The 13842-nt window shown below is 42.3% G+C and carries 10 protein-coding genes; 3 read left to right on the top strand and 7 right to left on the bottom strand.

The genetic code is table 11. From position 1 onward, the window contains the following. Positions 1 to 197: 197 nt before the first annotated feature. From AXF23_RS04185 to AXF23_RS04165, 5 genes are all read right to left on the bottom strand, one after another. Positions 198 to 1154 (bottom strand): DUF6057 family protein, encoded by a 957-nt coding sequence (locus AXF23_RS04185; protein WP_042856236.1) that lies wholly within the window; start codon positions 1152 to 1154, stop codon positions 198 to 200. Between the two features lie 7 nt (positions 1155 to 1161). Further along, positions 1162 to 3246, bottom strand: a complete 2085-nt coding sequence (locus AXF23_RS04180) for an alpha amylase C-terminal domain-containing protein (protein WP_107624411.1) — start codon at positions 3244 to 3246, stop codon at positions 1162 to 1164. A 40-nt stretch (positions 3247 to 3286) separates the two neighbouring features. Then, positions 3287 to 4399 carry an MORN repeat-containing protein gene (locus tag AXF23_RS04175; protein ID WP_107624410.1) on the bottom strand — a complete coding sequence of 371 codons (1113 nt, stop codon included), beginning with the start codon at positions 4397 to 4399 and terminating at the stop codon, positions 3287 to 3289. A 1956-nt stretch (positions 4400 to 6355) separates the two neighbouring features. Then, complete coding sequence (locus AXF23_RS04170) at positions 6356 to 7294, bottom strand: ribose-phosphate pyrophosphokinase (protein ID WP_009012084.1); 939 nt, start codon at positions 7292 to 7294, stop codon at positions 6356 to 6358. 55 nt (positions 7295 to 7349) lie between these two features. Next, positions 7350 to 7958, bottom strand: a complete 609-nt coding sequence (locus tag AXF23_RS04165; RefSeq protein ID WP_107624409.1) for a thiamine phosphate pyrophosphorylase — start codon at positions 7956 to 7958, stop codon at positions 7350 to 7352. 74 nt (positions 7959 to 8032) lie between these two features. Between AXF23_RS04165 and nspC the strand changes: the two genes are divergently transcribed. The 3 genes from nspC (at position 8033) to AXF23_RS04150 (ending at position 12026) form a co-directional block, all read left to right on the top strand. Continuing rightward, positions 8033 to 9199: a carboxynorspermidine decarboxylase gene (nspC, locus tag AXF23_RS04160; RefSeq protein WP_107624408.1), complete on the top strand. Its 1167-nt coding sequence runs from the start codon at positions 8033 to 8035 to the stop codon at positions 9197 to 9199. Between the two features lie 60 nt (positions 9200 to 9259). Next, positions 9260 to 9955 (top strand): DnaJ domain-containing protein, encoded by a 696-nt coding sequence (locus AXF23_RS04155; protein ID WP_009012087.1) that lies wholly within the window; start codon positions 9260 to 9262, stop codon positions 9953 to 9955. 523 nt (positions 9956 to 10478) lie between these two features. Beyond that, the gene (locus AXF23_RS04150) at positions 10479 to 12026 is read left to right on the top strand and encodes a Gfo/Idh/MocA family protein (RefSeq protein WP_107624407.1); all 1548 of its coding nucleotides are present in this window, start codon (positions 10479 to 10481) and stop codon (positions 12024 to 12026) included. A gap of 115 nt (positions 12027 to 12141) precedes the next feature. Here AXF23_RS04150 and AXF23_RS04145 read toward each other — a convergent pair whose 3' ends face one another. Both AXF23_RS04145 and rplI read right to left on the bottom strand, forming a co-directional pair. After that, on the bottom strand, positions 12142 to 13215 hold the full coding sequence (locus AXF23_RS04145; RefSeq protein WP_107624406.1) for an AAA family ATPase: 1074 nt from the start codon (positions 13213 to 13215) through the stop codon (positions 12142 to 12144). A gap of 84 nt (positions 13216 to 13299) precedes the next feature. After that, the gene (rplI, locus tag AXF23_RS04140; RefSeq protein ID WP_009012091.1) at positions 13300 to 13830 is read right to left on the bottom strand and encodes a 50S ribosomal protein L9; all 531 of its coding nucleotides are present in this window, start codon (positions 13828 to 13830) and stop codon (positions 13300 to 13302) included. Positions 13831 to 13842: the final 12 nt, after the last annotated feature.

Genomic DNA, 13842 nt, shown 5'->3' with positions numbered 1-13842 from the left:
GAAGGGCATGTTCTTGAACGTTGAAGGGCATCTTCTTAACCCATGAAGAGCATGTACTATCTTCAAGAGGGGCGAAAATAATTGACAAAGGGATGAGGAGTTAAGGAGTGAAGGGGGAGTGAAAGGAGTTAAGACATCAGCACCGATACCACGATAGAAAACGAGGTATCAACTCTTATTAAAGCTGCAAAAGAGAGCTACTTTGCATAATAGTAACTTGCATAACTTCCTTTCTTATAAGGCGGAACAAGTCTTAGTCCTTGCTTCTTGAGCAGCAATATTTTCATAGCCTCTTTATAATAACGAGGACGAAGACTGTCGGCTGGATAATACTCTGGTAGGTAGCGGGCAAATTCAGATAGGTTACGATCCAACAAGAAGCCTGTCAACTGATAGTTAGCTGAGTTACGGGTCACCTTGTAAAGGACACTATCTGGCTGCAACCACGAATGTACCTTCCCTGGACGTAAAGTGCGTGCACCACCCTCAAGAGGGTAATAGAAGAGACTATCGGCAAGCTGTCCTCTTCGAGCAACAGCATAGACAGTTAGCATGGAAGTGACCGAGTCGGTATGAGGCATGGTACGTACAACATTTAAAGCACCTGCATAATCCCGCTTATCTATCAAGGCCTCCACCTTAGCCCGCAGATGGAAATACCTATCATTATTGCTAAGAAGTCCTGTAAACAAGAAGTAGAAAAGGAATAGAAGAAGGCTAATCCATATCATCTCTGAGAAGGGTCCGAAGCTACGCTGTTCTGGTTCGTAAGGTTCAAAACGCTTTACAGAGATCAAAACAAAGACATAAACGATGATTAATAACGGTGTTGCCCACAGCCAGTTACCAAATGTAACACCATCAACCGTAGGACGTAAGTCGGAGATAATCGTTAGTATAAGGAAAGATGGAAAGTAAGTCAAGGCGAAGCCACGCTTGCCTAACTTAGCCAAAGAGCTAACTCCTACCTGAAGAAGCTTCAACGTAGCTGTTATCAGCACTGCTCCTAACAATGGATTATAGAAGGTCTGCCTCCCAGAAGCCAAATGTTGTACTACTGTCATCACGTCTGCTTGATAGAAGAACAGGAAACAGAAGGTGAATGAACAAAATAGTATCGTGCAGATAGCACGCATAAACTTACTCTCCATCATGCGCAATTTACTTCTTTCTCAACACTACAGCGCTGCGTGCTGGTATGTAGAGTTTAAGCCAACCTTTATGATCTTTCTCATAAAGAGGGTCGGCATTCGTGAAATGCTCAACTGTATCATCAGCAAAACCATTGCCACCATACTCCTTAGCATCCGTGTTTAAGACTACATTATAAGAGCCTTCAGGCACCAAGAAACCATAATCATAGAAGGAACGAGTAGGAGAGAAATTGAAGACAAAGATTAGCTCGCCTCTACTAAAGGCTAAGATCTGGTCGCCATCATTGTGCCATATCTCTTGAACTGGCGTCTCGTTGAATTTCTTCTCGCTCTTCACCACCTCTAACATCCTCTGATCGAAGTCGCCAAGGAAGTGATAACACAGCTCTTTATTGTCTACTAAGTTCCATTGTCGGCGTGCATACTTATAGCTCCATCCGTTTCCTTCACGTGGGAAGTCTATCCACTCTGGATGTCCAAACTCATTTCCCATAAAGTTCAGATAGCCACCATTGATCGCAGCTAACGTCGCAAGGCGTATCATCTTATGCAATGCTATACCACGATGAACCATCTCTGTCTCGTCTCCCTTACGGAAATGCCAATACATATCAGCGTCTACCAAACGGAAGATGATAGTCTTATCGCCTACTAAGGCTTGGTCGTGTGACTCGCAATAAGAGATAGTCTTTTCATCAGAACGACGATTTTTTATCTCCCAGAAGATAGAAGATGGCTTCCAAGACTCGTCAGGCAACTCCTTAATAGTCTTTATCCAATAGTCTGGAATATTCATGGCCATACGATAGTCAAAGCCATATCCGCCATCTTTGAACTTAGCGGCAAGACCCGGCATACCAGATACCTCTTCCGCTATAGTTACTGCATTCTTATTGACTTCATGGATAAGACAGTTGGCTAAGGTCAGATAACAAATAGCATTATCATCCTGATGTCCATTAAAGTAGTCGGCATAGTTGCAGAAAGCCTCACCTAAGCCATGACTATAATAAAGCATTGACGTGACACCATCAAAGCGGAAACCATCAAAGTGATATTCTTCCAACCAATACTTACAATTAGACAAGAGGAAGTGTAGAACCTCGTCTTTACCATAGTCAAAGCACAGGGAGTCCCATGCAGGATGCTCATGACGCTCACCTGGGTAGAAGTATTGATTAGGGTCGCCGGCTAAGTTACCTAATCCTTCCACCTCGTTCTTAACGGCATGAGAGTGTACGATGTCCATGATAACAGCTACCCCATTCTTATGCGCCTCATCGATAAGTGCCTTCAAGTCCTCGGGAGTTCCGAAGCGTGAACTGGCTGCAAAGAAAGAGCTAACATGGTAACCAAAGCTGCCATAGTAGGGATGCTCCTGTATTGCCATAATCTGAATAGCATTGTAACCATCCTTGATAATACGTGGCAACACCTTCTCACGAAACTCATTATAGGTCCCTACCTTCTCTTCATCCTGTGCCATTCCGATGTGGCACTCATAGATCAAGAGCGGAGAAGTCTGTGGTTTGAAAGTCTTCTTCTTCCAAACAAATGGCTTCTTAGGCGCCCATACCTGTGCAGAGAAGATTTTCGTTGCATCGTCTTGAACAACTCGTTGTGCCCAAGCAGGGATACGCTCGCCCTCACCTCCTTGCCAATGAACTCGCATCTTATAGTACTGACCGTGTTGTAAGGCGTCTTCAGGGAGTATAAGTTCCCAGTTTCCCGTTCCTTCCAACCGTTGACACTGGTAGGCCTCTTGCTCCTTCCAATCATTAAAATCGCCAATGAGGAAGATTTCGGTCGCATTTGGTGCCCATTCACGGAACACCCAACCATCCTTGGTACGGTGTAGTCCGTAATAATTGTAGCCATTTGCAAAGTCAGAAAGCGACAGCTTACCATCCTGTGTGAGCTGATTCATTTTCCAAAGTGCATGTTCGTGGCGTCCACGGATAGCATCCTCGTATGGAGCCAGATAAGAATCGTTCTTCACAAGTCCGATATGTGCTGGTTCCTTCACCTTTGTTATTCTGGCAGAAGTCTTCTTCTCTGAAGCCTTCTTAGTGCTGGTTTTCTTTGTTACCATAATAGAATAAGCTTTATGTTGTTGTTATATTATGTAAAGACTAATTAGTATATCGCTTTCCATTCTCGTAATAACCGCTTGCTGTAACATTCCCGTTTTTATCACGTTCAATGAACTTTCCATCACGATAGTCATCTCGATAGTTACCTTCAAAGCGCACGCCTGAGGCAGACTCCTCTACGGCTGTGCCATTACGCTTACCATTATGGTAGCTTCCACGGAACTTACTTCCATCAGCATAGTGGATGATGATAAGTCCTTCTAACAGTCCGTTGCGGAACTGTCCTTCATAGACATCCTTATTCTTCTTGGTCAGTTTGCCTTGTCCGTTCTGCATATCTCTCTCCCAGTAGCCAGTGTAGATGTCACCATTTCGCCATGACATCGTACCATAACCCGACTTCTGTCCTTTTAAGAAATGGCCAGAATACTGGTCACCATTCTTATATCGAAAGATTCCTTGACCAGTCCGCTCGCCATCTAAATACTCTCCATCATAGCTCTCACCATCCTTGAATTTATAGATGCCTTTACCATTCTGCAAGTCATTCTTCCAATCACCGTTATATTCATCACCATCGGCATAGATGTAAAGTCCTTTTCCCTCTTTGAGATTATTCACCCAGTTACCAGTAAAGGAAGAGTGGTCAGGCCATCTGAAACTGCCGTATCCGTTTTTCATATCGTCTTTCCAAGTCCCTTCATAGTAGGCTCCATTCGCAAAGATGTACTTTCCTTGCCCGCTACGCTTATCATGTTCCCAGTTGCCAACATACTTGTCACCATTGTAGTAATACATTGTGCCCTGTCCTTGCTGATAGTCTTTATACCACAGACCATCGTAACGATTGCCGTTAGCAAAGTAGTAAACGCCCTGTCCATGCTGTTGGTCTTGGAACCACTGACCCTTATATTTCTCTCCATCAGCGAAGGTATAGGTCCCTTCTCCATGTCGCATGCCTTTCATATACTCTCCTTCATAGACATCACCTTTCTTGTATGTGGTCTTACCTTTACCATTTGGCTTCCCACGAAACATCTGTCCATGATACTGTCCGCCGTCCTTTGTCGTACACGAACCTGTCTCTATATCCTGAGCATAGAGGCAAGTAGATATGAATAGAAATAATATGACGATATAATTATGTCTCACGTTGTGCGATTTTAGATTGTTATAATTAAAATAACCTATATGCAAAGATACCGATTTCAAGTGAAAACAACAAATTTATGAAGCTTTTTTAATGTTCTTCTGAAAGATGAATTAAGATGCTTCGCAAAATGAGTAGTGAAGGAGAACATACCTTATCGTCTTTCTAACGTTCGATCTCTGTTTCAGATGACAAGCCTGTCTTCTATCCTTTCTCCGAATGACAAGGGATTTGAACGCCGAGATAGTCCATAAGAGGGAGGTTCCTTACCGCCTACTCTACACACGAGATAAACACACGGGGGACTGTCCATCGCTCTATATACAACGCATGTTCATGTAATTTGCACAACTCATAATTCTATCTGTTTTGACCTTTTTTATCGCTGTATCAGTGCACATGAGTATGCGTAGAAGACGTAGTTTTTGTATCATCTAAGCAGTTTACATCGTTGTGAAATATCATGACAAAACACAAAGAATAGCTTGTCTGTAAAATAGATGTATATGCGTAATCATTAAGCTCGTAATCTTCAAGAAACCAGAAAGTTATAGGCTATGTAGAAGAAGAGGCCTCTCTTGGCCTAAGAAGGGCGTCTTCAACATGCAAGAAGGGCATGTTCTTGGAAGTAGAAGAGCGTCTTCTTGATGCTTGAAGGGCAAGTCTTAGAATCGAGACACTTGAAAACAATTTACAATAATATCTTTGCGACTAACTTTGCTAAGCTATTATTCCTCCTTTCCTCAAATTCTCTCTCACTATGATGGTACTCAGGGAAAGATAAGATAACATCCTGTATTCATTGTGCAAACGTTAGAATCGTCGTTCTATCACCCCATAATCATGGCTCATCCACCTTGACAACTGGTATAACTATTATTAGCTATAACATTCAACTTTCTTTCGTTGTTGCCTCTTGAGTTTTTCATGCTATTTGATAGTCTCTACACACGCTGTTTCTGTATGTCGACAAGAAAGCATAAATACCAAAAAATAAAGTTGCTGTCATTACTGTCATGCAAAATCACAAGCTAACTCTTTAGTTTACAGTAGAGTTACATGAAATGTTAAAAGTGACAGCAAAAGAAAATAAAACTATTTTCGTATAAATAGCAAGAGTTTGACTTTCATTAGAAGCCATTTCTGTTCTACTTTTTGAAAGTATCCTTCTCAAGATAAAAGGGGATGATTATAAATCTCAAAACAGAGCGAATTAGACTATAAGACATCATAAACAAAATAACAAGCGTATGTAGAGAAATGTTATACATATATATGATAAGCAAAGAAAATACTTGTCATTATTGCAAACTCCCCTACTCTCTTCGGTCTACCACAGTACTATCGACCCCCAAAGAAATAATTATCAGTATTGTCATAGATTGCATATTTCGTAACATACGAATGTATATATAGAACTAAAGGGCACAGCATTAATTTGCTGTGCCCTTTAGCATCCACCTTTCAGTGGAATGTTTGAGCTTGATTTTTGGTTCGCGCCTCACGGCGTTCATCAATCATCTCGCATCATAATTATCCTTTAATCAATCTTTATTATTACCTTTAACTAAACCTATTTAGTTGAAACCTGAACAATCTCCTTTGTTCTACCTTAAATAATAACTAAAAACCTAAATCTATTACTACTAACCTAAACAATCTATTATTTGTCTTTTGACGATGCAAAGGTACGACTGTTTGCGTACACAACAAAACTTTTTTAGGTTTTTATTCATCGTTCTCTGCGTTTTTTGATATATATCAAGATTAAAGTACGAAAGTGTATTATGTAAACAAAGAAAATGTAAGTTGATCGATTGTCGACGATGAAGTCAAGTTTATAGATATATACAATAGCTTACAGATGAGCATAAAAAAAGTTGGAACACACGCTCGGTGTATTCCAACATCTATAATATATCCTTTAAAGAAAGGGTTATGTTCTACCCTACACCTTATTATATAAGGTACTGGCTTGAGATACTCTCATTGTTCAACACACGCTGAATTGTCTCAGCAAACATGTCGGCTACAGAGATCTGCTTAACCTTTGAGCAACGAGCAGTATATGGGATAGAATCTGTAAAGACCATCTCCTCCAAAGAAGAAGCCTCTACACGCTCAGTAGCAGGACCACTCATCACACAGTGAGAAGCAATAGCACGAACACTCTTTGCACCAGCCTCCTTCATAACATCAGCAGCCTTAGTAATCGTACCGGCCGTATCAACCATGTCATCAACAATGATGACATTCTTGTCTTTCACATCACCAATAATCTGAATTGTGTCTACGACATTAGCACGTGCACGTGTCTTATTACAGAGAACGAGCGGACAACCAAGATACTTAGCGTATGTGTTAGCACGCTTTGAGCCACCTACATCAGGACTTGCGATAACAAGATCCTTCAAATGAAGGCCCTGAACATAAGGAAGCAGCACACCACTGGCATAGAGATGGTCGACAGGAACATTGAAGAAGCCCTGAATCTGATCTGCATGTAAGTCCATTGTAATCAGACGATCGATACCAGCAACACTCAACAAGTCAGCTACTAACTTTGCACCAATGCTGACACGTGGCTTGTCCTTACGGTCCTGACGTGCCCAACCAAAGTAAGGCATGACAGCGATGATATGACGAGCAGAAGCACGCTTTGCCGCATCTATCATCAAAAGAAGCTCCATGAGGTTGTCGGAGTTAGGGAAAGTACTTTGCACAAGGAACACATCCTTACCGCGAATACTCTGCTCGTAGGAAACGACAAATTCCCCGTCAGAGAAACGGGTCATCACCAAGTTGCCAAGCGGACAGCCAAGGCTGGCGCAGATCTTCTCAGCAAGGTATCTCGTCTTTGTACCTGAGAATACCAAAAAAGAGTTATTTTCACTCATTTCTTTTAGTTGTTTATATTGATAACGTAGAAATCTCTTATAAGTCTTGTAACCACTAACAGAGGGCACGTAGTTTACGGAAATAATCTATGATGGGCTTGAAGTCCTGTTCATTATGGATACAGAACTTGTCCCAAAGGTCGTTCCTTATCACCACACCACCAAAGTCAAGCTCACGTAAAATGGGTAGATCGTCTATCGTCACACCTCCCATTGCATAGACACGTCGCCCCAACAGGCCCTGTCTATATGCCTCGTCTAACTCAAGGTCGGAAAGAACATGCTCGTCATGTGACGATTGCTCACGAGGTTGATGGATGTTCTTCAGAAAGACGTAATCAGACTGCTTTGTTATAGCCTTCAGTTGCATCACGTCATCACAAGTCCTACTTAAAGTACCACGATAACCCCGTGGCACAACAACAGATGAGTCATCAAGATGGATACCACCCAGAGAAAACTCATTCTTCATGTCAAAATGCTGGTGAACTGTGACTTTTCTATGATATTCAGAAGGCAAAAGAGAAAGAAGACGTTCCCAATAAAGTGAGGAATTATCTGCCTTCGAGATATGAAGACTATCAAGTCCTTCCTCGAAAAGCAAACTTATAATCTTATCTTCTTCCACAAAGAACGTGGACTTAGTCATGATGACCAGTTTCATGCTTTTACTCTGTTTTGTATTGCAAAGGTAGAGATTATTTCCCATAACTGCAAATTTTTCCTTATATTTGCAGCATGAAAATAAATCCATTAACATACGCTGAACTCTCCCGCCCGATGTATGTGCTGGAGGAGGCAAGACTTAGAAAGAACTTAGAAACTATCGCTCACGTGGCTAAAGAGGCTGATGTTGAGATTATTCTTGCTTTTAAGGCATACGCACTATGGCGTACGTTCCCTATCTTTCGTGAGTATATCAAGGCTACAACGGCCTCTTCTCTCTTTGAAGCTCGATTAGGTTTTGAAGAGTTTGGAGCACCTACACATACCTTCTCTCCGGGCTATACCGACTATGAAATTGACGATATCGCTCGTTGTTCATCGCATCTTGTCTTCAACTCAATCACTCAATACGAGCGTTATCACGTTCGTGCGAAGATGGTAAACAGTAAACTAAGTTTTGGTTTACGTGTTAATCCAGAATACTCTGAGGTTGAAACGTTGATTTATAACCCTTGTGCACCGGGTACTCGGTTTGGTATATCATCCGACAAACTCCCGGAAACACTCCCAGAGGACGTAGATGGGCTCCATGTTCACTGTCATTGTGAGAGTGGTAGCGATGTCTTCGAACGTACATTGGCTCATATTGAGGAGAAATTCGCCAACTGGTTCCCACAAATTAAGTGGATTAACTTTGGTGGTGGACACCTTATGACCCGCAAAGACTATGATGTCAAACTACTAATACATCTTCTGAAAGGCTTTAGAAAACGATACCCATGGATTAAAGTCATCCTCGAGCCTGGTAGTGCCTTTGCCTGGCAGACTGGTCCACTGGTTGCACAAGTAGTCGACATAGTCGAAGATAACAACATCAAGACCGCTATCCTTAACGTTAGCTTCTCTTGTCACATGCCCGATTGTCTTGAGATGCCATATCACCCAGCCGTCCGCAATGCTACACTTGCTGATGAGGATGGCACAGCAAAGGGTGAAACAACCTACCGACTGGGGGCTAATAGCTGTCTAAGTGGTGACTGGATGGGTTCATGGACCTTTGACCATGCACTGCAGGTAGGCGAGAACATCATCTTTGAAGATATGCTTCATTATACAACAGTCAAGACAACGATGTTTAATGGTATTAGTCATCCTGCCATTGCTTTACTCCATACAGACAACGAACTGGAGGTTCTTCGCGATTATACTTACGAAGATTACCGTGACAGAATGGACTAATGGCATACTTTTTGCCTTATATACAATAAAGTAATAAGACATTATTTAGGAAGATATATTATGGCATTTATAGATTATTATAAGATACTTGGCGTTGATCGAAACATCCCACAAAAGGATGTTCGAGCAGCATATAGAAAGAGAGCGAAACAGTTTCATCCAGACTTACACCCTAATGACCCTAAGGCTAAGGCTAAATTTCAGGCTTTGAGTGAGGCTTTTGAGGTTATTGGCGACCCTGAGAAGCGAGCGAAGTATGACAAGTATGGCGAACAATGGCGTAATGCTGAAGCCTACGAGAATGCTGGTGGATTCGGTGGTGCTCAAGGTTCACAAGGTGGAGGAAACCCGTTTGGTGGATTCGATTTCAGTAGCTTTGGAAATGGAGGCGGTGGCTTTAGTAGCTTCTTCCAAGACCTCTTCGGAGGCGGGGGACGCCGTCGCTCATCTGGTTTCAACACTGGTAGAGCACAAAGCCAACGTCCTACAGGACAAATGGAGGCTACTGTTGGTATCGACCTTTACACCGCTTTATTAGGTGGTGAGGTTATCATCCAACTGTCAGGAGGGCAGAAACTAAAACTGAAGGTAAAGCCTCTTACACAAGGCGGAACCAAGGTGCGCCTGCGTGGCAAGGGTTACGACCGTGGCGATGGCACCTTCGGCGACCTTATCATCACCTACAACGTGAAACTTCCAGACCATCTCACAGACCGTCAGAAAGAACTAATTGAACAGATGAGACGTGAAGGATAAAGGTTGAAGAAAGACATTACAATAAGGGACTTCTATGTTGATAGGAGTCTCTTTTATTGTTTATCAACATCTCTTTCATCGTTCAATAACTTCCCTTTCATTGTTTAATGACATCTCTTTCATCGTATTGTGGGTTATCTTTCATCGTTTTGCAGGGTCCAATTAGACGCTTAGTAAGGTAGTGTACTTGGCTGTTAAGCTTCTAAATCTGCCCGAATTGAAGGACAGAGAACTCTCATCTTCAAATTATTTTCATGAACAGAAATATTTATTTTCACGACAAGAAATATTTATTTTCATGAAGAAAAATAATTTCTTTCACGAACATATAAAACATTATCGTAGCTTGTCAATGTGATTATTAACCAACCGAACTGTTTGAATCATTGGTTTTCACCACCATTGAAAAGGGAAAATTAGAACGCTTAACCTCTTTTGTTCAAATAATTTTTAGTAACTTTGCCTACCGAATCATTCGAGAACTGAATTCGAATATACCAATAAATAAATAACTAAAAACAACATGAGTATTAAAAGAACATTAGCTGCAGCATTCATTCTTGGCAGCTTACTCTTACCCTCAACAGTATCGGCTCAATTCAATTGGCCATACAAAGTCGTCAATGGAAAAGCTGTAACAGAAATCCCAGAACGTCCTGCAGGACAGGAGAGTGCGCTCAACATGGCCACACCTAAGATGAAGGTTGTACGCGTAGCATTCGTTGGTTTAGGAATGCGTGGGCACGATGCTGTAGAACGTTGGACTCATATTCCGGGCATACAAGTAATGGCTTTATGCGACTACGAGCGTGACAGAGCAGAAAGATGTCAGGAGTATCTACGCAAGGCAAGCATGCCAGCTGCCGACATCTATTCTGGTGAGGATGGGTATAAGGCCTTGTGTAAGCGCAAGGACATCGACCTTGTATATATTGCACCAGACTGGAAACACCACTTCCTCGTAGCCAAAGAGGCTATGAATAACGGTAAACATGTTGCCGTAGAAGTGCCAGCAGCAATGAATCTCCACGAGATTTGGGAGCTTATTAACCTATCAGAGAAGAAGCGTCTACACTGTATGATGCTTGAGAACTGCTGTTATGACTTCTTCGAATTGAACTCATTAAACATGGCACAGAAGAATGTCTTTGGTGAAGTTCTTTATGTTCAAGGTGCTTATCGCCATGAGTTATCCAAGTTTTGGGATGCCTATTGGAAGAAAGATGCGCAAGACAAACTTGGCTGGAGACTTGATTATAACCAGAAGTTCCGTGGTGACATCTATGCTACTCACGGCTTAGGTCCTATTGCTCAGGTGTTGAATATCCACAGAGGAGACAAGATGAAGACCTTGGTAGCTATGGATACCAAGTCTGTCAATGGTAAGAAACAAGTGGAGAAGATGACAGGTGAACCTTGTAATGAGTTCCGTAATGGTGACCAAACGACTACCCTTATCAGCACAGAGAACGGGAAAGTCATCGAAATACACCATAACGTAATGACGCCACAACCTTATAATCGTATGTATCAGCTCACTGGTACAAAGGGATTTGCTAATAAGTATCCTTTCGAAGGATATGCTTTATCAGCCGACGAATTGAAGAGTTCTGGTATTACTCCTTCTTCTGACAACCTCTCTGGACACTCTTATCTCTCAAAGGCCGACACTGAGGCGTTGATAAAGAAGTATGAGAGCCCTATCGTTGCAAAGTATGAAAAGCAAGCAAAAGAGGTTGGTGGACATGGTGGAATGGACTTTATCATGGACTCACGATTAGTTTATTGCCTGCAGAATGGTCTTCCATTAGATATCGATGTTTATGATTTAGCAGAGTGGTGCTGCTTAGCTGAATTAGGTTCTATCTCTATGGACAATGGTAACCTTCCTGTTGAGGTACCTGACTTCACACGTGGTCAATGGAATAAGGTTAAGGGGTTCCATCATGCATACGCCTCAGAAGCTGACGAAACACAAGCTGCTGCAGACGCAATGGCCTTTACAACCAAACTAAAAGAGGCAGGAAAGAAATACTGGGAAAAGGCTGATAAGGCTGCAAAGAAGAAGTAACGAATACGAATAAAGGCCAAACATATAAATGCCGTAACGCTTGATGAGTGCTACGGCATTTACTTTATGTTTCAAGTCAAGTAAGATATCCTTTGATATCCACCTACTTATAGTCCTATTTCTTTAATGCTAAGTTATAGTTATAATACTCCGTCTTACCCGTGATGTCCTCCACTACTTCAATAAAAGGAGGGAAGTTAACATCTTCATGGTCTGCTATTCCCTTTGTTTCTAATATCTGAAGATGAGAACAAGGAGCAAGATAAGTATCAAGCTCAAAGAACTGACCACGCCAAATAAAGGTCTTACGTATCTTATGAATAGACTGACGATAAGGGTCAGCTTGGCGCATCAATGATTCATAAAGGTTATTATCAATCTGACGTTCAGTAACAACTTGCTCATTGTTTGGCAACGTCTTCTTCGTTGTACGTACATTGATAGACACACCATTCAGTGTTCGACGACGCAAGCGGACCTCACTACAAGGTTCTGAAGTGAGATAGGTCTGTGTGATATCACTCTCGATAGCATCAGGGATGACGCCCGTCAATCGAACAATATACTTTCGTTCTTCAACAACCTGTTGTGGAATTTCTAAGACATTAGAGATATCTTGCAGTACACGATTAATCTTAGTATCGAAGTTCTCGTGATTGTTAATAACCCGCAAGTGCGGATGTTCCGACCAAGCCTGAATGACCTTCTTATCAAGTTCACGTGCCAGTTCAAGTCCTTCCTTGCGTTCTGCATTATTAGCAGTGGTATAGAACTGCTCAGCACCATCGGCTGCACTAACAAGATGGAGCACTGCATCATAACGAGCACGGAGTTTTTCAGATGTTGTTCCGACCCCAGCTGTGATCTCTTTCCACATCTCTGGCTTCATATAAGCAGATATATCCATCGTACCACGGTCGCAAACAATGATCGTAGGTTTGTCTATTGTCTCCGCCATAAGTGTAAACTTATCCTCCAAGGCAAGCTGTATCTCCAACGTTGCCTTCTCTCCTTCATAGAAGAAAGCAGCATTTTTAGTAAGATAATCCATACCCGCTTGAGAGAAAAGCGTTGGTACTTCAGGAATGATAAACACCTTATAACCAAGACTTGAGAAGTGTTCAATAATCTTGACAAGGGCCGTTGTTTTTCCGGCGCACGGTCCGCCAGTGAGTACAATTCGTTTCATAATGACTAAAAAATCCCCTCCACCCGAAAGTGAAAGGGATTATTATCTAACATTACTGCTTTACAGTGCAAAATGCCATTAGGATTACTCAGCTGCTGGAGTCTCCTCCTCAGCTGCTACAGGAGCCTCTGCTGGCTGCTCTGCAGGAGCCTCCTCGACAGCAGGTGCTGGCTGGTTCTCAGCAACAACAGTTACAGGAACCTTCACCTCAACCTCCTTATGGAAGTGTACAGTAGCCTCAGAAGTACCAACCTTCTTCATGTCGCGCATTGTAACAATCTTACGATCGATTTCAATACCACGCTTAGCGAGTTCCTCAACAACAGTAGCTGCATTCACTGAACCGTAAGTTACGCCAGTAGCAGACACCTTAGTTGCGATAACAAGCTCTACACCCTCCAACTGAGCAGCCTTCTTCTCTGCCTCAGCCTTGAGTGCTGCAAGCTTAGAAGCCTGCTGCTTCAAGTTCTCAGCCAACTGCTTCTTAGCAGAAGGAGAAGCGATGACACCCTTACCAGTTGGGATAAGGTAGTTACGGCCATAGCCGTTCTTTACATTAACGATATCGTTCTTGTATCCAAGACCGATAATATCTTCTTTCAATATAATCTCCATCTATTGACCTCC

Source organism: Prevotella sp. oral taxon 313, from assembly GCF_003043935.1.
Classification (GTDB): Bacteria; Bacteroidota; Bacteroidia; order Bacteroidales; family Bacteroidaceae; genus Prevotella; species Prevotella jejuni.
Note: the sequence above shows the minus strand (reverse complement) of the source record. Positions and strands in the feature narration are given on the sequence as shown.

Bases quoted from the DNA above. Each gene is read 5' to 3' on its own strand.
- AXF23_RS04145 (WP_107624406.1), bottom strand. From the start codon at position 13,215: ATGAAACGAATTGTACTCACTGGCGGACCGTGCGCCGGAAAAACAACG.
- AXF23_RS04150 (WP_107624407.1), top strand. From the start codon at position 10,479: ATGAGTATTAAAAGAACATTAGCTGCAGCATTCATTCTTGGCAGCTTA.
- AXF23_RS04180 (WP_107624411.1), bottom strand. From the start codon at position 3,246: ATGGTAACAAAGAAAACCAGCACTAAGAAGGCTTCAGAGAAGAAGACT.
- nspC (WP_107624408.1), top strand. From the start codon at position 8,033: ATGAAAATAAATCCATTAACATACGCTGAACTCTCCCGCCCGATGTAT.
- AXF23_RS04155 (WP_009012087.1), top strand. From the start codon at position 9,260: ATGGCATTTATAGATTATTATAAGATACTTGGCGTTGATCGAAACATC.
- AXF23_RS04165 (WP_107624409.1), bottom strand. From the start codon at position 7,958: ATGAAACTGGTCATCATGACTAAGTCCACGTTCTTTGTGGAAGAAGAT.
- rplI (WP_009012091.1), bottom strand. From the start codon at position 13,830: ATGGAGATTATATTGAAAGAAGATATTATCGGTCTTGGATACAAGAAC.
- AXF23_RS04185 (WP_042856236.1), bottom strand. From the start codon at position 1,154: ATGATGGAGAGTAAGTTTATGCGTGCTATCTGCACGATACTATTTTGT.
- AXF23_RS04170 (WP_009012084.1), bottom strand. From the start codon at position 7,294: ATGAGTGAAAATAACTCTTTTTTGGTATTCTCAGGTACAAAGACGAGA.